At 59.8% G+C, this 21,215-nt stretch carries 20 protein-coding genes; 9 read left to right on the forward strand and 11 right to left on the reverse strand.

The window, feature by feature from the left end; translation table 11 throughout:
- Positions 1–1,142 (reverse strand): Na+/H+ antiporter NhaC family protein (locus R6U20_RS08090; protein ID WP_410337354.1); only part of this gene is annotated, 1,142 nt, incomplete at its 3' end.
- Between the two features lie 388 nt (positions 1,143–1,530).
- On the opposite strand from R6U20_RS08090, the gene R6U20_RS08095 reads away from it, so the two are divergent.
- Entirely contained in the window at positions 1,531–1,995 is a 465-nt protein-coding gene (locus tag R6U20_RS08095; protein ID WP_410337355.1) for a nuclear transport factor 2 family protein, read from the forward strand.
- Positions 1,996–2,004: 9 nt separating this feature from the next.
- On the opposite strand, the gene R6U20_RS08100 is transcribed toward R6U20_RS08095, so the two are convergent.
- From R6U20_RS08100 to R6U20_RS08140, 9 genes are all read right to left on the reverse strand, one after another.
- Positions 2,005–2,388 (reverse strand): Mth938-like domain-containing protein, encoded by a 384-nt coding sequence (locus R6U20_RS08100; RefSeq protein ID WP_410337356.1) that lies wholly within the window; start codon positions 2,386–2,388, stop codon positions 2,005–2,007.
- A 187-nt stretch (positions 2,389–2,575) separates the two neighbouring features.
- Positions 2,576–3,016, reverse strand: a complete 441-nt coding sequence (locus R6U20_RS08105; RefSeq protein ID WP_410337357.1) for a hypothetical protein — start codon at positions 3,014–3,016, stop codon at positions 2,576–2,578.
- A 127-nt stretch (positions 3,017–3,143) separates the two neighbouring features.
- Entirely contained in the window at positions 3,144–3,809 is a 666-nt protein-coding gene (locus R6U20_RS08110) for a haloacid dehalogenase type II (RefSeq protein ID WP_410337358.1), read from the reverse strand.
- Between the two features lie 108 nt (positions 3,810–3,917).
- Positions 3,918–5,630, reverse strand: a complete 1,713-nt coding sequence (gene murJ, locus R6U20_RS08115) for a murein biosynthesis integral membrane protein MurJ (RefSeq protein ID WP_410337382.1) — start codon at positions 5,628–5,630, stop codon at positions 3,918–3,920.
- 1 nt (position 5,631) lies between these two features.
- Complete coding sequence (locus R6U20_RS08120; RefSeq protein WP_410337359.1) at positions 5,632–6,141, reverse strand: metal-dependent hydrolase; 510 nt, start codon at positions 6,139–6,141, stop codon at positions 5,632–5,634.
- A gap of 119 nt (positions 6,142–6,260) precedes the next feature.
- Positions 6,261–6,695, reverse strand: coding sequence for a type II 3-dehydroquinate dehydratase (gene aroQ, locus R6U20_RS08125; RefSeq protein ID WP_410337360.1), 435 nt, complete (start codon positions 6,693–6,695; stop codon positions 6,261–6,263).
- Positions 6,696–6,775: 80 nt separating this feature from the next.
- Entirely contained in the window at positions 6,776–7,588 is an 813-nt protein-coding gene (locus R6U20_RS08130) for an MBL fold metallo-hydrolase (RefSeq protein ID WP_410337361.1), read from the reverse strand.
- On the reverse strand, positions 7,578–7,901 hold the full coding sequence (locus tag R6U20_RS08135) for a hypothetical protein (protein ID WP_410337362.1): 324 nt from the start codon (positions 7,899–7,901) through the stop codon (positions 7,578–7,580). The genes R6U20_RS08130 and R6U20_RS08135 overlap by 11 nt, the downstream gene beginning before the upstream one ends.
- A 59-nt stretch (positions 7,902–7,960) precedes the next feature.
- Positions 7,961–9,937, reverse strand: coding sequence for an Rne/Rng family ribonuclease (locus tag R6U20_RS08140; protein ID WP_410337363.1), 1,977 nt, complete (start codon positions 9,935–9,937; stop codon positions 7,961–7,963).
- A gap of 1,402 nt (positions 9,938–11,339) precedes the next feature.
- Between R6U20_RS08140 and R6U20_RS08145 the strand changes: the two genes are divergently transcribed.
- The 8 genes from R6U20_RS08145 to mltG all read left to right on the forward strand — a co-directional run bounded on the left by R6U20_RS08145 (position 11,340) and on the right by mltG (position 19,449).
- Complete coding sequence (locus tag R6U20_RS08145; protein WP_410337364.1) at positions 11,340–12,479, forward strand: citrate synthase; 1,140 nt, start codon at positions 11,340–11,342, stop codon at positions 12,477–12,479.
- Positions 12,480–12,991: 512 nt separating this feature from the next.
- Positions 12,992–13,420: a succinate dehydrogenase, cytochrome b556 subunit gene (gene sdhC / locus R6U20_RS08150; protein WP_410337365.1), complete on the forward strand. Its 429-nt coding sequence runs from the start codon at positions 12,992–12,994 to the stop codon at positions 13,418–13,420.
- 172 nt (positions 13,421–13,592) lie between these two features.
- Entirely contained in the window at positions 13,593–14,072 is a 480-nt protein-coding gene (locus R6U20_RS08155; protein ID WP_410337366.1) for a succinate dehydrogenase hydrophobic membrane anchor subunit, read from the forward strand.
- A gap of 58 nt (positions 14,073–14,130) precedes the next feature.
- Complete coding sequence (gene sdhA / locus R6U20_RS08160) at positions 14,131–15,873, forward strand: succinate dehydrogenase flavoprotein subunit (protein WP_410337367.1); 1,743 nt, start codon at positions 14,131–14,133, stop codon at positions 15,871–15,873.
- 93 nt (positions 15,874–15,966) lie between these two features.
- On the forward strand, positions 15,967–16,674 hold the full coding sequence (locus R6U20_RS08165) for a succinate dehydrogenase iron-sulfur subunit (protein ID WP_410337368.1): 708 nt from the start codon (positions 15,967–15,969) through the stop codon (positions 16,672–16,674).
- 286 nt (positions 16,675–16,960) lie between these two features.
- Complete coding sequence (gene tsaD, locus R6U20_RS08170; RefSeq protein ID WP_410337369.1) at positions 16,961–17,974, forward strand: tRNA (adenosine(37)-N6)-threonylcarbamoyltransferase complex transferase subunit TsaD; 1,014 nt, start codon at positions 16,961–16,963, stop codon at positions 17,972–17,974.
- 31 nt (positions 17,975–18,005) lie between these two features.
- Positions 18,006–18,383 carry a chorismate mutase gene (locus R6U20_RS08175; protein ID WP_410337370.1) on the forward strand — a complete coding sequence of 126 codons (378 nt, stop codon included), beginning with the start codon at positions 18,006–18,008 and terminating at the stop codon, positions 18,381–18,383.
- Between the two features lie 31 nt (positions 18,384–18,414).
- Positions 18,415–19,449, forward strand: coding sequence for an endolytic transglycosylase MltG (gene mltG / locus R6U20_RS08180; RefSeq protein WP_410337371.1), 1,035 nt, complete (start codon positions 18,415–18,417; stop codon positions 19,447–19,449).
- Between the two features lie 58 nt (positions 19,450–19,507).
- Here the strand turns inward: mltG and R6U20_RS08185 are convergent, their stop codons facing one another.
- Positions 19,508–21,079: an OmpP1/FadL family transporter gene (locus tag R6U20_RS08185; protein ID WP_410337372.1), complete on the reverse strand. Its 1,572-nt coding sequence runs from the start codon at positions 21,077–21,079 to the stop codon at positions 19,508–19,510.
- Between the last annotated feature and the right edge of the window lie 136 nt (positions 21,080–21,215).

A 21,215-nucleotide genomic window follows, 5' to 3' on the forward strand; every position in this document is an offset into this window, starting at 1 on the left:
TCGATGTCGTAGCGCTCAGCCAGGTCGCGCGCTACGGTGCCCGAGAGCAGAATAGCCACGGTGTTGTTGGCAATGAGCACATCGCTGAACGCGGCCATGGCCCCGATGCCCGCTTCGCCCGCCCGGCGCCCCTTCAGGCGCAAAGCCGCCGTGGCGCGCTGAATGGCCTGCGCCAGCCACGCGAGTCCACCCTGCTTGCGAATGAGCTCGCCCATCCCGCCGATGAACATCGCCAGGATCATGATGCCAAACATGCTCTCAAACCCGGCATAAATGTCCGCAGCAAACGGCGTGAGGCTGTAGTCGGTCGCGGCAATGCCGGTGGCTCCGGCCAGCACGATACCTGCGCCCAGCACCACGAGCACATCCATGCCGGCCACCGCCAGCCCCAGCACCAGCAGATACGGCAGCACCAGCATCACGTTGATGGATCCCTGGGTGGCCCCCGGCTCGCCGGTGTGCATGAAGAAGAGCAGCGCGGTGGTAAGCACCGCGGCTGGCACCGCAATCCACAGGTTGGCGCGAAACTTATCGGTCATGCTGCACCCCTGCGTGCGGGTGGCGGCAATCGTCGTATCCGAAATGATCGACAGGTTATCCCCAAACATGGCGCCGCCCACCACCGCGCCCAGCGTGACTGGGGCAGCCAGCTCGGTCGATCCGCTCACACCTACTGCAATGGGCGCCACCGCAGCCAGCGTGCCCATCGAGGTGCCCATCGACAGCGAGATGAACGCTGAGGTTACGAACAGTCCCGGCAAGATAAAGGCCGATGGCAAGAACGAAAGCCCCAGGTTGACGGTCGCTTCTACGCCGCCAATGGCTTCCATGACCGTGGCAAAGGCCCCGGCGAGCAGGAAGATAATCGACATGGTGATGATCGTCTCATCCCCAATACCCCGCAGCAGCGTGCGCATGTTGTCTTTGACAGACGCAGCGCCCAATAGCACTGAGAGCACCAGCGCGGGCAGCACGGCCACTACGGGCTCCAACTGCGAAAACGGACGCTCAACGCCGTTGATGGTGTTGATCAGCCCCACGCCGAAGAACAGCGCCAGAAACAGAAAAAGCGGTGTGAGCGCGAGAAACGAAGGGGGTTGGGATGCGGCAGTCGAACCTGCCGGTGCGTTCGAATCAGACATACAAAGAAGGGGAGCCGTCAGAGGTCAGGAGAGCGTGCAGCAGGATGGCAGGGCCATGCGCATCCCCAAACATCGACCGCTGCACTGCTGCAGCCACCACCAAATCTGACGCGTAGGCATAGGAAAACGGATCTTGTACGTCCCAACGAGCGGTCCGTCGGGAGCAGGTGAAAGCACATCGCTGTGCAATGCACAAAGACCGCTCGGTGTTGCGCATGGCGTGGTTTAGCCACGCTGGGAGCGCTTTCATACACAAATGCTTATATCGAACCGCGCTATGCTCCCGTTCGTTGCGCTGTGCGACCTGTCTTTTTCCCAACCGCTTCCCCCTATGCTGCGCTCCTTGTTCTACATGGCCTCTCCCCTTTGCATCGTACTATGCGTGGGGATGCTGCCAGCATCTGCTCCGGTGCAGGCGCAATCCGCCCCCGACGGCGCTTCGGCTGCCGATGCCGCCAACCCCGAAGCCGCCGACGTGCTCACCGCCGTGGATGTCCTATTCGACGCGATGCGCGCTCGCGATGGCGAGGCCGCTCGCGCCGTGCTCCACCCCGACGCCCGCATGACGGTCGTCCGTGCCGATGCCGACAGCGCGCTGCCCGACATCCAGACCACCGACGGATTCGTAGAGGCCGTCTCCAGCGGCACCACGCCCTGGCACGAGCCGTACTTCGACCCCGAGGTGCAGATCGACGGCGACCTGGCCCACGTCTGGATGTTCTTCCAGTTCTACGACGGCGACACGTTCAGCCACTGCGGGTACAACTCGATCCAGCTCACCCACGACGGCACCGACTGGCGCATTGCCCTCATTGCCTACACGCACCGCACATCGGGATGCGAGCGGGAATAGCCGTCCAGTTCAACACGTCGAATGGATCAGCGCGCCGGCGGGCTGGGTGGTGCGGAGGTCGTTGTAGCGGGCTACGGCTGCTTCGGTATCGAGCACATGCGTATCCACATCCTGCTCGCGGAGCCAGTCGAGCGTCTCGTCTTTCACCTGCAAGCGCTCGTGGAATCCCTGCGCGAGCACCACAGCTTCAGCGCCGTGGTCAATCAGCTCCCGCACATCGGCGGGTTGGATGCCAGGCGTATGATGCGTGCCCGTCTCGTTCCAGTCCCACGCCCGCGCGCCACCGGGATACAGCTTCGCATCCCTAAAGGATTGGTCGATGCCTGCAACGGTCACCGATCCCCACGAAACCGATTCGATTTCTGGTGCTTCGTCTGGTGCTTCGCGTGCCATCGCGTGAGTGTATCTTGATTTAAGAGCGTGCGCACTTGCAGATGTGGATATTGCTTGCTGCATCTAAAAGATTCGTGAGGACGTTCTCGGAATACGCATGCCCCCAACGAATGAGGCGAACCTGAACCGCCGGTGCACAGCACAGCGGCTGCCACCGGCGGGGGTACGCGACATGATGTCGGCGAAATTAGAACGTAAAGTGGCGCACGCCGGGCTTCATCATATGCTCGGCAATGGCTGGCGGACGCGCAGTGCCAATGCCTTCAATCAGATCTGACTCGTCGGCGTCGGTGTTGGGCAGGAAGATTGCGCACACGTCGACCGTAACGCCCTCGTTAATCAGATTGCGCAGGAGTTGCTGCGGGGTGCGGTCGGCAGGCTCAAAGGCCGGAAACTCCTCATCGGCCAGCGCAAGGCGTCCGCCCTCGCCGCAGAGAAGCACACGCACCGATGCCCCCTGGTTGAGCGACTGATTGGCAAGCACCATTGCCATCATCTGCGTTTGAGCGTCGTCGGTGCTTACAACGACAAACAGCTCTTCGGGATCGTCGGTCTGCGCCTGAGCGGTAACGGTCGTCCCCAAGAGGAGCCCCGCGGCCAGGGTAGCACAAAAGGCAAGGTAGCGCATAATCGATTGAGCAAAGTGGAAAGCATACTTGTTATTACAAGTGTACTATACTTTTATTCTTGCACATAGGTTGCCTCAAAAGGCCGTGGTTGTTGTGAAGACCTGTGTGACTTGTCAATTCCTACGCTTATGGTGCGAGCAGCCGATCGGCAAGTTCTCCGAGCGTGCGTACCGTGCGGTCTGGAGGCGGCGCGAGCGGATCAGGCGTTACGCCGTCGCGCAGCACGAGCGTTGCCGGGCAGCCTACCTGCATGGCTCCGGCTACATCCCACGTGTGGGCCGCTACGAACTCCATGTCGCACGCCGATACGCCGAGCACATCCATCGCCATGTGGTACGGATCGGGCGCAGGCTTGAGGCGGCGCACTGCGTTCGCCGAAAGGATTTGGTCGAAGTGCGGGGTGAGTTCGGCGTGAGCGAGTTGTGCCTGAAGCACATCGGGCGTGCCGTTGCTGAGGGCTGCAAGCCGAAGATCGGTCCCCGCGAGGCGCTCCAACGCGTCGGGCACGTCAGGATGCGGGGGAAGCTCGCGCACGGTGTCGAGAATGGCAGTCTGCTCCGCCTCCGAGAGCGACCGATCATGGCGTGCCGCGACCATCTCAAGTGCGGCACCGCCGATGGCGCTGAAGTCGGCGTATGTATCCAGCACGGTGTGCACCAGCGCGGACTGCAGGACCTGCGCAAACCACTCGGCGCGCACGTCGGACGTGCCAAAGATGGTTGCAAAGGGGGCATCAAGCGCACCCAGGTCGAGCAGCGTTTCATTGACATCGAAGACAAGCGTCGGCGGCATGACATATGAGGCGTAAGGAGCGGCAGCGTAGCGTGCGTGCAACATACGTATTGGCAGCGGCTTGTGCCACCTGGTGGACGACGACCTGCCCTCGCTGCGCGCATGCGTTTAGGCGCCGAAGCGGTCGAGCCAGGCGTTGAGTTCGGGGCGATCCATGCCCCAGGCGCTCCCCAGATAGACGAGTGCGTAGGTGCCGCCCACAAGCGGTGCGCTAATCCAGACAGATGCCTCTGCGAGGAGCTGCCATACTCCCAACGCCGGAAGCGCGGCCCCGCTTGCAAGCGCGATAAGTGTTGCAACAGTGCGTAAACTCACCAGCGTGACGGAAGGCAGATGTCCGAGCAGGGCACGACGCAGCAGCACAAACTCGACCCATGCCCCCACGCTGGCCCCCAGGCTAAGCCCCAAGGCGCCCAGGAACAGCGGACTTTCGGAGGATACGGGCGTGATGCTCGGCACCGCTGTCGTATCCAGCCAGACCATGAGCGGTACCGCTACAATGGTGGAGACGACCACACGCACTACCGCCAGGCGTGCGGGTGTTTTTGCATCGCCCAGTGCGTAGAATGCATTCTGCAGCAGGCGCGATACGGTGGTAGCCAGGATGCCCAGTGCGTATCCACCGAGCACGATATACACCAGCCAGTTGCTCTGTGCATCGAACTGTCCGGTGCGTAGCAGCAGTCCCACGATTAGGAAGCCGAAGCACAGGTAGCCCACGATGGTTGGGATGGTGAGAAATGCGATCTGGTGCACCGACCGCTGCATCCGCCGCCCAAACGACCGCGCGCGTTCGGTGGTGAGGCGCGAGAGTTCGGGGAGCTCGGAGGCCGCCACCGAGATTCCAAAGAGGCTGACCGGCAGGAGGTAGAAGATCTGCGCATAGCGCACCGCGCTCTGGGCGCCCACCGCCAGCAGCGATGCCAGAAACAAATCGATGTATCCCGAAATCTGCGCCACGCCACGTCCGGCCACCACAGGGCCAAACGCTTTCATGGCCTCGCGGACGCCCTCCACGCGAGTTGAAATGGACAGCCGCAGGTGGTCCAGGTGCGCCCACACGAACGGGAGTTGCACGCCAAACTGCAGCGCACCGCCCACGAGGGCTCCGAAGCAAGCGATGAGCAGCAGCCGCGAGAGTGCATCGGTGGTGAGGGCATCGGGAGCGCCGGGAGCGCCGCTCAGCGCATATGCGCCTGCCGCAAGCGCACCGATAATGGCGACGTTCCACAGCACGGGCGCGACATACGGCACGAAGAACTGGCGGTGACTGTTGAGGATGCCCAGCGCCCATGCCGAGAGCACAAGCACCCCGGCCATGGGGAAGACAATGCGCACGGCCTGCACGGCCAACTCGAACCGATTGATACTGAGCGTGCCTGCGGCCACGCGCTCAGCATCCCCCAGATACCCCGGTGCAAGCACCGCCACAATGGGCTCAGCCAGTGCAATGCCGGCCAGTGTTACCAGTGCCACGACGACGCAGAGGAGTCCGAAAATAGCCCCTGCAAAGCGTGCGGCGGCTTTGGGCTTGTCGTTGTCTAAGAAGCGGCTGTAGATGGGAATAAACGCGGCCGAGATGGTGCCTTCGCCAAGCAGATTTTGCAGCAGGTTGGGCGCCCGAAAGGCCACCTGCCACACATCGGCGTGAGCGCTTACGCCAAAGTAAAAGGCGATGGCCCGCTCGCGCAGCAGCCCCACCATTTTGCTGAGGAAGATGCCCGCCGCCACCACCCCCGCCGCACTCGATGCGGGCGACGCCTCCGCATCAGCAGACGAATCCGAATCGAGAGGCGCATCAGCAGGCATGCGGGGCGGCACGTCAGGCAAAGAGCTTCTTGGGGACGAGTTCGCCATCGAGCACAAGGTGGCTGAGGTATCCGACCACCGCAGCCGCGTAGAACGGCACCCCGATCCAGGGCGTCTCGGGCAGATTCATGTGGGGTACTACCACCAACGGCGAAGGCACCAGGAGCATAGCCCACCAGGTGTGCGTCCATCCGCGGTGTTTGCCTACGGCGGGTAAGATAGCAAACAGCCCCAGGTACGCGGCGGCCTCAAAGCGTCCCGTGATAATCAGGTACACATCTACGATCAGAAAGAGTCCGTAGAAGATGCGGCGGCCTTTTGAGTCGATATCTACATCGGGCCACAGGCCGAAGAGGACCGTAAGCACGAGCAGCGCTCCCCCGTAGAGTGCCGCGCCAAGGGGCGCATCTGCCGGGTTCATAGGCAGCGGAAGCCATTCTACAATAATGACATACGCCAACACAGCCGCATATGCAGCAAAGGCGACCAGCGCGCCATAAATGTGACCTTTGTATCCAGACATGGGGAGGTGCGCGGGTTCGATTTGCGTGAATGCTGATACGAAGCCAACGAGGAGCGTGTAAACGCAGCAACGGTGCGTCGGCGTTCCCTCTATCCCTTCATGGCAATGGTCGGCGCTGGTTAAGCCGAAACGGCTCCCTGCATTTGGATGTACTGCACAGCAAGCAGGTATCCGGCTGGCCCCAATCCGCTGATCTGCCCAACGCATGCAGGAGCCACCTTCGACGTACGGCGGAAGTCCTCGCGCGCATGGATGTTCGACAGGTGCACCTCGACCACCGGCGGGTCAATGGCATCGACGGCGTCGTGCAGGGCCACCGAGGTGTGCGTGTAGCCACCCGGATTAAAGATCACGCCGTGGGCTGATTCGGCATGCGCCTCGTGCAGCGCGTCGATGAGCACGCCCTGATGATTGCTCTGCACCCATCGAAACGTAAGGTCGGGGAACGTAGCCGCCAGCTTCTCTTCGAGCGAGGCCAACGTTTCGCTACCGTAGTGCTCCGGATCGCGCGTCCCCAGCAGGTTGAGGTTCGGGCCGTTCAGCACAAGAATCATAAACCGATGCGTAGCAACAGATAGAGCAAAAAGGGGGTGTCGAAAATAGCAGGCATCTCCGCTACGGTTCCCGGCTTGCGCTACGATACAGGAAGTTCAATCGTGAGTCCGTCGTAGCCGAGGTGGATATCATCGGGCAGCCGGGCCTCCTGTTCAGCATGCAGCACATCATGGGTCATGTGGATGAAGTAGGTCTCGCGCGCCCCAATGCGACGCACCACCTCCACGGCTCCGTCAAACGAAAAGTGGGTGGGATGCGGACGTGCACGCAGGGCGTCGAGGACGAGCACCTCGACCCCATTGAGCAGGGACAGGCTTTCGTCGGGGATGTGGTGGGCATCGGTCAGATATGCAAACGAGCCAACGCGCCAGCCCGTAGTGGGGGTGTTGCCGTGCTGCATCGGAATGGGCTGTACGGTTATGCATCCGGGGTCGTCGTAGCGGCTCGTAATGGTAAAGGCGTCTTCGACCGTGTGCAACGTAACGCGGGCTGCGCCAGGGTAGGGGTTCTCCCCAAAAATGTACGCGAAGCGCTCACGCAGAATCTCGGCCGTATGGGCACTGCTGTAGCACGGCATGGGCCGGCTGTTGCGATAGAACAGCGGGCGCAGGTCGTCGATTCCAGCCACATGGTCAAAGTGATGATGCGTAAAGCATACGGCGTCGATACGCTCAATGCCAGCGCGCCGTGCCTGCTGGCGAAAGTCGGGGCCGGCATCAATCAGCACGCGTAGGGGGCCGGCCTCAACGTAGCAGGCACAGCGCAGGCGTTCGTCGTGCGGATCGGTGGAGGTACAGACGCGGCAGTCGCATCCCAAAACCGGAACGCCTGTTGACGTGCCTGTGCCCAGCAGCGTGATGCGAAGCGGGGACGGGGCGTCGTCATGAGGCATGAGCACGGGGGGATTCAGAAGCGTTGGGACTGGAAGGCGGGGGATCGTCAGCGGCGTCGGCATCGTCCCAGATCGCATGGAGCGCGTCGCGCACAGCGGGTTTGAGGTAGACGGTGTCGAGCGGCTCGGTACGCAGGCTGCGGCCCAGCACAGCCAGTTGCACCTCGATTGGATGCCGCTTGTTGAGCATAATCACGGTTTCGCCGCCCATGTGACAGCGTCCACCTTGAAAATCGCCTTTTTCGATGCGCACGGCAATATCCATGCGCTCGGCCACGTCAACAAGCTCCTCAAGGATCGTTTCCGTTTTCATAGCCACGTACTGCAATCCAACAGTAACTGCATCGAGCAAGGTCAGGCGTTAGGCGAGCGTTATGCCTCAACCAGCGTTGCCCCTGTGTCGGGCGCGTCGATGGCAAAGGAGAGCGGCGACACGGTTTCATCGGTTTCGAGGTGTACGCGCACGAAGTGGCGCATAAACCACTGGGTGGGGTAGCTGGGCACAGCACGCGTAAGATACGCAGCCAGGAACGGATGCACCCGCAGCGTAACGGCTCGGTGTTGTGCCGCATGCTCGGCCACCCACGTATCAAGTGCATCGATCACCTCATCGGCTGGTCGGGTTGATTCGGCCCCATGCGCAACAGCTTCGGCGGACTGTGCGGCTTCAGCGGCTTTGGCCTTGGCCTGTTCGGCGGCCTTCGCCTGCGCATCGCGCTCGCGCTCGGCCGCTTCGAGTTGCTTTTTCGCCTTTCGGGCCTCGGTTTTGGCTTTGTCGCGTGCCGAACGCGTCTGGCCATGCTTCGAGCGCTCGACCTGGAGTGCCTGCTTGACCTGTTCGAGTTCGTCGTTGAGCGCGCTGATCTCTTCGGACGCCGGGCGCTCATGCGCGTCGTCGGATGTATCCGTGGAAGCATCATCTGCCGCACGGTCAGCCTGACGCTTTAGCTGCTCAATCTCTGACTCGCGCTCCTTCACTTTTTCCTGGGCCGACTGCAAGCGGTTTTCGAGCCGTGCGAGTCGCGACTGAGCCTCGCGGAGGCGCTGCCGGTATGTATCGCTTTCGTCGTCGCTGTCGACGGTGACCCCGCTCGATGAAGCAAACGAGGATGTGAGACTGGGACGCAGCCGCTGCCGCGTAATCTGCACCAGCCCGAAATCGCTCATGGGCAGGACCTTGGTAATGGCCCGGTCTTCTTCAAAGAGCGCCTTCAGTTCGTCGTAGACCTTCTTGCGGGCTTTTTCGTCGCGCAGGTCGATAAAGTCAACCACGATGATGCCGCCCAGGTCGCGCAGCCGCACCTGACGGGCAATGACGCGCGCCGCCTCCAGGTTAACGTCGAGCGAGTTCTGCGACTGCGACTTTCCGCGCCCCGAGCGGCCCGAGTTCACGTCGACGACGTGCATTGCTTCGGTGCGCTCGATGAAGAGGTAGCCGCCGGAAGGCAGCTCCACGCGATCTTTGAACGCACGGTCGGCCCCCTGCTGAATGTCGGCAGCTTCAAAGATGGGCGTGCTTTTGCTGTGATACTCGACCCGCGACACCATCGAGGGAGCCACCGCCCGTACGTAGCTGCGCACGCTGTGAAAGAGCGCCTTGTTGTCGATCAGGATGCGATCAAATTCGTCCGAGAACTGATCACGGATAATCGACGACGCCATATCCACATCTTCGTGGATGAGCGTGGGCGCATTGGTAGCCTGGGCCAGTCGGTTTTCCACGCGGCGCCAGCGCTCCAGGAGCAGCCGCAAGTCTTTGTCCAGCGATTTGGCATCGCGCCCCTCGGCCACCGTACGCACAATGACGCCGAAGCCATCGGGCACCAGGCTTCCGGCAAGCGCCTTCAGCCGATTGCGCTCTTTATCCTTCTCGATCTTGCGCGATACCGCTACTACTTTAGAGAGCGGCACTAACACAATAAAACGACCCGCCATCGACAGGTCGGTCGAAATGCGACTGCCTTTGTTCGCGATCGGCTCCTTCTTCACCTGCACCAGCAAGCGTTGATTGCGCCTCAGGTGATCGGTCGGGTTCGGGGATTGGTCGTGCAGGTTATTTGGCAGGCTGACACTCTCAACCTTCGGGGTGTTTTGGCTGAGAAAATCCTTGAGCTGGGGCAGATTCTCCGACAGATCAGAGAAGTGCAAAAACGCATCCTGCTCTTGCCCAATATCCACAAATGCGGCGCGGATGCTGGGCATAACACGGCGGACAATCCCCAGGTAGAGGTTGCCGATCGTGCGCTTGTGTTCGGCATTTTCGATGTAGAGTTCGGCAAGCTTGCCCTCCTCTACGATAGCGATACGAGTGCGGGTATCCGCTACATTAACAATGATTTCTTTAGACATAAGGCGATGTACGCCGCAAGCGTCTACGCCATCGAACGATCCACAAATGGGAGGCAGCATATCATAATGAAAGACACCGGCCTGCTTGAGCGTGCGTGCGAGAATCCGTGATCCGAATTCGTGACATGCCGGCTGGGGGCTGCGCGCGTCCTGTGCCTGTGACACAGGGTCCGCGGCGGGCAGACGCTGCGTGAGATCACGCATCGCACTGGGTGCCCCATCCGTGGCCGTCCGATTAAGTGCGCAGTGCGCACCTGCGGACAGCTAATGAGCAAGGGAAAACGAGAATATAAAGGGGGAAAGCCGCGCACAAGCTTTCGGGAAGCCGGACGTGCAATACAATGCCGGCACTATGGTGTTGGAAGGCGTATGGCGTGGGCATCTGGCAAGGGTGCGCCGCCCCGTAAAGGGCCGCGCTTGCTTCCGTTCTTTCAATACTGCCGTTCCCCCACGCGTCGGGAATGCGAACAGTGTGCGCGTGCCTAACGTATTGGTGATCATGCAAAAATGATCCCTCCGCAACGCCCGGTCTCATCTCGGTGTTGCACTCCCACCGAACAATTTGGACGTACAGCCCGCGCCCACCGAGGGGCGTATCCTTTCTGCCCCAGCTTGGAACGTCCCATCATGCTGAAGGGCGCGGCAAAGCCCGGAAGGGGGGCAATGCCAATAACATTCGGCATACGTTCCCCCGTCGGCGCGATGCGTAGGGCACTCCTGGGTTTGATCAGCATACCCCTACACGGCTCACCCTGGACCACACTATCCGCTTTAAATAGAAATTCTTTCACATAGTGTCTTTTTCTTTCATACCATACGTAAGAAAAGGAGCCTGCTTGTAAGCGTCCCGTTGAGCACAATACGGATAATAAATGCGCAGCTTTTCGAGCAACGTAGGCCGTTTGCTGCATGTCTTCATTGAAAGCAGTAAGCTGCTTTGTACCGGTCTTGGCGCAAGTTTGAGTATCTGGATCGTGGCTTTGCTCGTGCACCTGGGTGTGCTCACCTGGATGCGCTATTGTGCAACCAGCTTAACATAGAGACCGCTTGCACAGATGAAGAGTGCAAACGGTGCAGAACAGCGCTGCCCGCATAGCTTCTTCCCGTTAACACCTTCCGTAACGCGCTTTCCGGTCCGGTGCACATAGCTACTGGTTCCACAAGACGCCTGCCCTGCACCTTGGAAGCGCTTGCTGTCTGTGAAGACGCATCCCGTACAGTAGCTCGTAGCTTATGCAGCACACAGAAAGCAAACTTTTTGCTCAACATCTATCTGCACACTCTTTCTGTAGGCTCTTTTGCTAGCGCTGCGTTTGCCTTTACTGTTGCACGCCACGCTGTGGGCTCTACGCCCACGCCCTATACCTCATCCCTTCCTTTTTAAGAGAACCACCCCTGACATATGGCTACCCAAAATGGATCCGAAGAAGTGCGTGGATTAGAGGGTGTAGTTGCACTCTCCTCTGAGCTCTCTTCGATTGACGGCGAAGCTGGCCAGCTTGTATATCGTGGATACGACATCTATGATCTGGCCGAAAATGCCTCATTCGAAGAGGTCGTATACCTGCTCTGGAACGGCGACCTACCCACAGCGAGTCAGCTTGACACCCTGAAGAGCGATCTACGCGCCGCTCGTGAGCTGCCCGATCCGGTGATCGACATTCTGCGCCAAACGCCCGACACGGCCCATCCCATGGCGGTCTTGCGCACAGCCGTGTCTGCACTGGGACTCTATGACGAGGAAGCCGATGCCGACTCGCCCGAGGCCAACCGCCGCAAGGCCACCCGCCTGCTGGCGCGCACTCCAGGAATTATTGCAGCCTATGCCCGGCTGCGCAATGACGAAGCGCCCATCGCACCGCTCGACGAGGCCTCGATGGCCTACAACTTTCTGTACATGCTGAACGGAGAGGAGCCGGGCCGCGCTGCCGAAGATACCTTCGACACCTGCCTCGTCTTACACGCGGATCATGGACTAAATGCATCCACCTTTACCAGCCGCGTCATTGGCTCTACTCTTTCTGACATGTACTCGGCAGTGTCTGGCGCGATCGGTGCGCTTAAAGGACCGCTGCACGGCGGGGCCAACCGCGAAGTGATGCGCATGCTGCTTGACATCGACAAGAAAGGCGCTGACCCAACCGAATACGTCCAAGAGAAGCTCGCCAACAAAGAACGCGTCATGGGCTTTGGCCACCGCGTGTACCGCACCATGGACCCGCGTGCCGCCATCTTGCGCGACCGCGTTCAGGCGCTAAGCGAAGAGCGCAATGCAACCAAGTGGTACGACTACAGTATGGCGATCCTCAACACGGTGAAATCCGAGAAAGGCCTCGACCCGAATGTCGACTTCTTCAGCGCCTCGACCTACTACATGATGGGACTGGATCCGGATCTCTTCACGCCGATTTTTGCGCTGAGCCGCTCCGCAGGCTGGACAGCGCACCTGCTTGAACAGTGGACCGACAACCGGCTCATCCGTCCCCGTGCAGCCTATGTCGGCAAAACCGGACGTACGGTAACGCCTATCGATGAGCGGTAGCGCCTATACGTCTCTATGCTGTGGGCAAGAGCACAGCAGCGTCAGCGTACTCCATAACGTGTTCGCTCGATCTGAAAAGCGCCGATATGGGTTTTAATCACGAAATGGTATCCTCGTTGTCGCTGCTGTTTGCTTAGGCAGAATGCCAAAGCACTCTGGATCTGTGCAATATTCTGCAATCTTCCTTTTGCATACGAAACGCTCCCAAATTCACCTGAGAGGCCAACCACTAACCTCTTCCCGCAGCGTTTTGATCATGAAACTTTTACAGTTGCGGAGCCATAAACATGCATGCTTGGTATAATACGTATGCTACGGCACCCATCTGTAGCATCAGCACGGCCTTGCTTGTGCATTTTCCCTGTGCATTCATGGCTTTGTGCATGTGCCGCGTCTTGAACAGTTGGCTCCGGGTTGCCGCCCTCTTTTGTATGGGCTTGGCCCTGCCTGCTGCGCTTCGCAGCCCACACGCTGCCCGATTACCCCTATAGCATCGTCTTTTTTTCCTGCTTATGGCTGTTGACACTCTCGAACAGACCGACTCGGTTCCTGCTGCCTCCCAAGACGGTCGTTTTCAGCGCTACCGTGTGCGCACTGGCATGTTTGCCTGGATGGCGCATCGGCTTAGCGGACTTGCACTCGTTGCGTACCTGGTGGTGCACGTTTGGGGGCTTCGGGCCCTTACGGACCGCGCCTCGTTTAACGAACTGATTGCGGGCTATCATGCCCCCATCTTTAAGATTGGCGAGTTCCTGCTGCTGGCTGCTGTGGTCTACCACGCACTCAACGGGCTTCGCATTGTACTCATCGACTTTCTGGGATGGAGCCCCAATCAGAAAAGGCTGTTTTGGTCGCTTGGCGGCGTGGCTGTCGTGCTGATTGGCGTGGGTGGCTATCCCACCATCTACTCACTGGTAGATTACTTCTTCATGGCCGGATAATGACATCACGTAGCAGAGCCCACGGCTGAACGGCTGGTAGGTGTCTTGAGCACCGCTTCTGCCCTGGTGCTCTTGCCCTGGTTGTCTTTCGGCGTCCGCACTCGGCGTCTGCACTGCACGCGTCAGAATCTCGTTGGCATCACCGTTTCTCTCTGATCTGTCCTGATCTGTTATGGCTTCACGTGCCACCTCGACCTCAAACGCTCAGAACTGGTTCCTGCATCGCATCACAGGTACCTTTCTCATCTTTATGCTGATTACCCACTTCTGGGTACAGCACTACGACCAGCAGACCGCGACTATCTCGCACGATGTCCTCTCCACCGAGCAGGTGGAGCAAGGCACCCTTCCGGGTTACACGCCTGAAGCCGAATCTGCCGTGGAGGCTCGCTTTGGTCCCGATGCCAAAGTGACGCCCTACGACGTTGTCATGCTGCGCCTGGCCGATCCGGTGTATGCCGTGCTCTGGAAAGCATTTAACATCCTCTTTCTGATTGTGGCTTTGCATCATGGGTTCTACGGGCTCAACAATGTAATGGCCGACTACATCCGCAATCCAATGGCACGCAAAACCGCAAAAGTATTATCCTGGTCGTTAGCCCTCGTCTTACTGGTCGTGGGCACCTACTCTGTGCTTGTAGCCGGTTGGTAGCGTATTTTTGTTGCCTCCCCATGTTTGACTGTTCCGCTCATTTGTCTCTTGTATCATCATGACATTTACCCACGATGTCGTCATTGTCGGTGCCGGCGGGGCGGGCCTTATGTCCGCGCTCTACGCTAAAGAAGGCGGTGCCGACGTTGCCGTTGTCTCGAAGCTACATCCGCTGCGTTCCCACACTGGTGCCGCTCAGGGTGGCATCAGTGCCTCTCTTGGAAACGAAGAAGAAGACCATTGGCTGTGGCACGCCTTCGATACCGTGAAAGGAAGCGACTATCTTGGCGATCAGGATGCCATTGAGGCACTCTGCAAAGACGCCCCGCGCACTATCGTTGAGCTGGAGCACTACGGCGTTCCCTTTAGCCGGAACTCGGAAGGCACCATTTCGCAGCGTCGCTTTGGCGGGCATACCCGCAACTTCGGGGAGTCGCCTGTGCGCCGTGCCTGCCACGCTGCCGACCGCACCGGCCACACCATCTTGCACACCCTTTACGACCAGTGCACCAAGCAGGGCGTGCGCTTCTACGACGAGTTTCAGGTACTCGACCTGATCATGAACCCAGATGGAGAAGCCGCTGGGGTCGTCGCTTACGAAATCTTGACGGGGGAAGTCCACACCTTTCACGCAAAGGTGGTCTGCTTTGCAACAGGCGGATACGGACGCGCCTTCAAGACGACCTCGAATGCGCATGCTGGTACCGGAGACGGCATGTCGATGATGCTGCGTGCCGGCATTCCGCTGGAAGACATGGAGTTCGTCCAGTTCCACCCCACCGGGCTCTACCGGCTCGGCATCCTTATTACCGAGGGCGCTCGGGGTGAGGGCGGCATCCTGCGCAACTCGGACGGCGAGCGCTTCATGGAACGCTACGCACCGACTGTGAAAGACCTGGCCCCACGCGATATGGTGTCGCAGTGCATCTACAAAGAGATTCGTGAAGGGCGCGGCGTCAATGGTAAAGACTATGTCCACCTGGATCTGACCCACGTCGGCGATGAGGTACTCGATAAGAAACTCCCCGAAATATCAGAGTTCTCGCGCACGTACATGGGGGTAAATCCGAAGCAAGAGCCCATTCCGGTGGCACCCACTTGTCACTACGCCATGGGCGGGATTCCGACCGATGCAGATGGACATGTCGAAACGAAAGAGCGAGGAACCTCGGTACCTGGATTGTATGCGGTAGGAGAATGTGCCTGTGTGAGTGTGCATGGGGCTAACCGGTTAGGTACCAACTCGCTCCTTGAACTGGTTGTCTTTGGCCGCCGGGCAGGCATGCAAATGGCGCAAGAAGTCCGCGAAGGCAAATCGTTCGCCGCTCTCCCCGATGAGCCCGAGCAAGAAACGCGCGACCTGCTCGACAACTTGCTTGCGAACACGCCTGAAGACGGCGAGCCCACGGTAAAGGTGCGGACCGACCTCCAGGAAACAATGATGTCGAACGTGAGCGTCTTCCGCACCGATGAGACACTTACTGAGTCGCTCGATGACCTCGCAGAACTGCGCGAACGGGCCAAGCACGTGGTCGTGGAAGACAAAGGCAAGAAGTTCAACACCGACCTGATGGACGCCGTCGAAATTGGCTTCATGGTTGACTACGCCGAGGCTATCGCGGCCAGTGCTCATTACCGCACCGAAAGCCGCGGCGCCCACTCGCGCGAAGACTACCAAAACCGCAACGACGACGACTGGCTGACACACACGCTCTTCTATAGCGAGTGCGACGGCGCGTACGAGTTCAAAGAGAAGGACGTTGTCATTACGCGGTTTGAGCCGAAGGAACGTAAGTACTAACTTCATTGGGAAGCCCCCTCCTGTAGTGCGGGTAATGCGGCTCTCTTGCCTGTTATCCGGCGCCCGCTTCCTGTTACCAGCCCCCTGTCTCTTATGACTTTAAACGTTGAAATAAAACGCTACAACCCCGAAAAAGACGACGCGCCTCATTGGGAGTCGTACGAGGTGCCCGCCGATCCGCTCGACAGCGCATTGGCGCTGCTGCTGCATGTAAAGTGGCATATCGATGGCACGCTCTCGCTGCGTAAAAGCTGTGCTCACGGCATCTGCGGCTCCGATGCCATGCAGATCAACGGCGAGAACAAGCTGGCCTGTTCGGTGCTGGTGCAAGACCTCGTCGACAATGACGGGGCTACGGTGAAGTTTGCACCATTGCCTGCCGCACCGGTTATCAAAGACCTCGTCATTGATCAGTCGCGGTTCTTCGAGAAGTACCGTGATGTGAAGCCCTGGCTCATTAACGACAACCCAGCCCCCGAAAAGGAGCGCAAGCAGTCGCCCGCCGAGCATGAGATCATTGAGGAGGCCACCAAGTGCATCATGTGCGGCGCATGCACGCACGCCTGCCCAAGCACCTGGGCCAGCCCCGATTACCTCGGCCCGGCAGCCATGCTTAAGGCCTACCGCTACACCTTCGACACCCGCGACGACGGCGAAGGCGAACGCCTTGACACGGTGGATTCTGAAAACGGGCTGTGGAAATGCTACACCATCTTTAACTGCAACGAGGCCTGCCCGAAAGATATTGACATTACACGCTGGCTCTCGGCGCTTAAGCGGCGCTCGGCTGTTACCGCGTAGCCGCCCCGCTTCAAACGTTGCACAGTTGCTATTTTCAGTTGATTGTGCCCAGAGGAATGCAGCGCCTCGTTTGCCGCATGGCAAGCGGGGCGTTCTGCATGAAGGACGCTTTGTGTAGGTAGCATTTTGCAAGAGGGTATTTTGCAAGAGGGACCCGTCTGCACGGAAGCTTGCATGAAGCTGCTTCTGATGCGTGAAACTCCCTGCTCATATCGTGCATTTGTGCGTCGAGCCGCCCTACTGCTCCCAACTTCACTCCCCCGGCTTCCCGTTACGGACCCGCCTTATGGCTTCGCCTCCTGTCCTTTTAGGTATCGAAACGTCGTGCGACGACACGGCGGCTGCTGTACTTGACGGCACCACGGTGCGCGCCAACGTCGTGTCGTCGCAGCACGAGGTGCATGCCGACTATGGCGGCGTCGTGCCGGAGTTGGCCTCGCGCAATCACGAGCGCCACATTGGCCCCGTGGTACAGCGCGCTCTTGACGAAGCGAACCTTGTCCCCTCCGACCTTGACGGCGTCGCTGTTACCTACGGGCCTGGCCTGCCTGGAGCATTGCTCGTCGGGCTCAGCTTTGCAAAAGCGTTTGCCTACGCCTGTGGATGCCCGCTCCTTGGCGTTAACCACCTGGAGGGCCATGCGTACTCGGCTCACATCGATGGGCACGGACCGCCGGAACCGTATCTGTGCCTCATTGTGTCGGGCGGACACACACAGCTCGTGCATGTGAAACGCCCTGGCACGTACACGGTGATTGGCCAAACACGCGACGATGCTGCTGGCGAAGCCTTTGATAAGGTCGCTCAGATGCTGAGCTTAGGCTATCCGGGCGGACCGGCGGTGGATCGACTGGCCCAGCAGGGCGATGCGGCCTTCCACGACTTCCCGCGGTCTTCCTTCGAGGACCTCTCGTTCTCGTTTAGCGGACTCAAAACTTCGGTGCTTTACTTTTTGCGCGATGTGCCCGATCAGGAACGCGACGATTTCATTGCGACGCATCGGGCCGACCTCTGCGCATCATTTCAGCAGGCCGTGGTTGATGTGCTTGTGGATGCAGTGCACCGTGCGGCCCGCGCTACAGACGTGGAGCATGTGGCCGTGGTCGGCGGCGTCTCGGCCAACAGCGGCCTGCGAACTGCCATCCAGACGCTGGGCGCTGATGAGGGCCTTCACATCCACCTTCCAGACCATGCATTCTGCACAGACAATGCGGCAATGATTGCTACGGTGGCTCGACAGCGCTGGCCCGCGGCCTCCCCCGAAACACTCGATATTAATCCGCGCCTTGCCTTAGCGTAAGGTACACTTTTTACTCTTTGCTTTGACGTTTATGGATTCGGATACGGACACGCCCTCGCTCGATGAAAGCCTAAATCAGGCAGCCCGGTTTTCGGAGACGTTGCCTGCGCTCTCTGACAACCTAAGTGGCGACGATCTCGCGCCCTGGCGCAACCGTATCGACGCTATTGACCGTCAGCTGGTGCGATTATTGAACGAACGAACTGCCTACGCGCACGTCATTGGTGCGATCAAGCACCTTATTGGGATGCGTGCTTACGTGCCGACCCGCGAGGCCGAGGTAATGGAAAACGTGATCGAAGCGAACGACGGCCCGTTTACCGACAACGCCATCCGCCGCATCTTTGAGCAGATTGTGGAGGAAACGCGGAGTCTGGAGCAGCGCACGTACGAAGGCAAGACCGAATAAACACGATGGACCGCAACTACACCCGCTGCACATGAATACCTGGATGCGCTGGGCGACGCTCGGCTTGCTTGGAAGTGCTGTAGCCGTGGCCCTGCTTGGTGGACTGCTTGTCTTTTTGAGCAATACCCCTTCGTTTGAAGGCGAGCGAAGCGTTAAGATTCCAAAGGGGGCTTCGTTTGAGACGGCTGTCGACAGCCTGGATGCGGCTGGGGTGCTGGCATGGCCCCGTACGATGCACTGGTTCGGCCAACTCACGGGGTGGCGCCATCAGGTAAAAGCAGGGCACTATGCCTTCGAGGCTGGTGCTTCGAACTGGACGATCCTCGACCGCATCCGCAAAGGGCTCCAGACGCCCGTCCGCGTTACGATTCCACCGGGCACAGTGTCCGACACAGTGGCCCGTGTGGCGGCACGTAACATGGCATTCGATGCCAACGACTTTCGCCACGCGCTGCAAGATTCGTCGCTTGCTGCCGATCTTGGCACCACCCCAGACGACCTGTTTGGGTACATGCTGCCTGATACGTATCACTTCTACTGGCAGACCTCCGCGCGCGAGGTGGTGCGGAAGATAAAGGCTGCTTTCGATCGCTATGCAGAAGAGCAGCTGGTCCCCGACCTGCAGTCGCACGACCTAAGCGTACGCGAGGGAGCCATTCTCGCGTCTATCGTGGAGTGGGAGACGGGCATTGGCGATGAGAAGCCGCGGGTGGCGGGCGTGTATCTGAATCGCTTAGACCGCGGCATGCCTCTGCAAGCCGACCCAACGGTTCAGTACGCTGTCATGGAGGAGGAAGGAGCCAAGCGCCGCCTGCTCTATGCTGACTACGACATTGAGCATACGTACAACACGTATCAGTTTCGCGGTCTGCCCCCCGGCCCTCTCACAAATCCGTCGCGCTCCTCGCTTCGGGCGGTGGCTAATTCTGAATCCCACAGCTACCTCTACTTTGTAGCTAATGGCGACGGCGGGCATACGTTTAGCCGCACACTGCGCGAGCACAACCGCGCCGCCCAGAAATACCACCGGCTGATGCGCCAGCGCCGCGCCGAGCAGGCCAACTGACGCAACTGATGGCACCGTGCTTTCTGTTGGCAACCATGCCCGCGCTGCAAACAGACGATTAGAACCGGTATCGGAGTCCGAGCGAGATCGTGTTGCGCACCACATCCTCATCAATGAGAAGCGGGTCGGCGGTACCGCGGGCATCGGGCACCTCGGTACGGCCGTACGCTACGAACTCATCGGTGAAGCGCTCCTGCATCCATCCGATGTCGAGCATGAGGTTGGAGTCGAAAGCATAGCTGATGCCGCCTGATAAGAATGTGCGGTCGCTCCGGGCGCTTTCCTCATCGGGATTCGGTTGGAAGGCAAGGCCGGTGCGAATGGTGAGCGCATCTGCCGAAAACGCCGCGCCGATCCGCGAATTGACGGTTACGTCCAGGTCGCGAATCTGCCGGTCAATGTCGCGTTCTACGCCCAGGCCCCCCCCATCGGCGCTAAAGTCGAGCGTTGACCAGTCGATAACCGCGACATCTCCAGCTATAGCCAGCGGCCCCAGGTCGAGCTCGCCGCCTGCGGACACGCGCCAGGGCGTACGCACCTCGTACTCGAATTCGTTGTCGTCGAGCGCTCCGGCAGCCAGCGAGCCGCCTTCATCGAAGAACGTTTCGATGCGCGTCCCAAAGGTTTCGGTGACGGTGTAATAGGTGGGTGTGGCAAACGACACGCCGAGCCGCAGTTCGTCAATAGGCCGTGCCGAGGCGCCAAAGCGTGCGCCGAAGCCTGTAAGATCGGCTTCGATGCCTTGCTCGAAGGTAAGCGCGTCGAATCCACTGAGCACGGCCCCATCGCCCAGAATCACGTCGTACTGGCTTCCGGTGTGGGTGTCATTGACATCGACCTCTTCGTAGATCCGGTCGAACGAGTAGGAGCCAAACGCCACAGTAAACGCGCCCCCCAGCATCACGTTAGGAGCCACTTCGACAGCCCCGCCGAAGTTTGCGTCGTAGAGGCCGCCGCTTTCGATGAGGTCTTCGCGCTGCTCGACGTTGCGGTCGCCCCCTGGGCGCACCGCCTGGATGAAGTCGTTATTGTCGGTGTCGGCGCGGCTGGGGTCAAACTCAATGGCCCCAGCGTCGAACGCAAGCGTTGTAAGCCGCCGGTCGAAGGTAAACGAGCCGTCGTCGTTGGGCGCGGGCGAGGGACTTCCGGGCAGAAAGGTGTCGGTGATGGAGCTCTGCCCGTTGATGCCCGAGGCTACGAGCGTGCGGTCGAAGCTGCGTGTGCGGTTGATGGCGCCTCCGAGCACAAGGTTGCCCTGTTCGGTGGGCACGCGATACACGAGCGCGGCATTACCGATGCGATAGCCCGACTGCGTGCGATCGAACGGCGCATTGTTCTGCTCACCCGGAACCAGCATACGCGCCTCGTTGGTCGTAAAATCGCCCGTTAAGCCGCCTGCAATGGTTGATGAGGTGGCCCAGCCCAGCCCGGCGGGATTGCCAAACAGCGCGGTGTAGGTGCCATTTCCGGACGTTCCATTGGCATCCAGCCAGCCCATATCGTGCGCCCCGGTGGCAGGGGCCCGCTCGCTGTAGCGGAAGACATCGTCAATGGTTTGGGCAGTGACGGGTGCAGCCCCCAGCAACCCGGCAACAACAGTTGCTGCAACAAAAGAATAAAGGCGATGCATGGCAGCAGAGGATCGGTGAGAAGCAAACGAGACGGCATGGCTTCTCAACGAAGCCACTCAACACGAGCGCACTCGTGCAGCGTGGGTGTAGCCGCTTTCATTGTGCGCAGAGTAACGTGCATTCTGGGTGAGGAGC

This window comes from Longimonas sp., assembly GCF_046498435.1.
Classification (GTDB): Bacteria; Bacteroidota; Rhodothermia; order Rhodothermales; family Salinibacteraceae; genus Longimonas.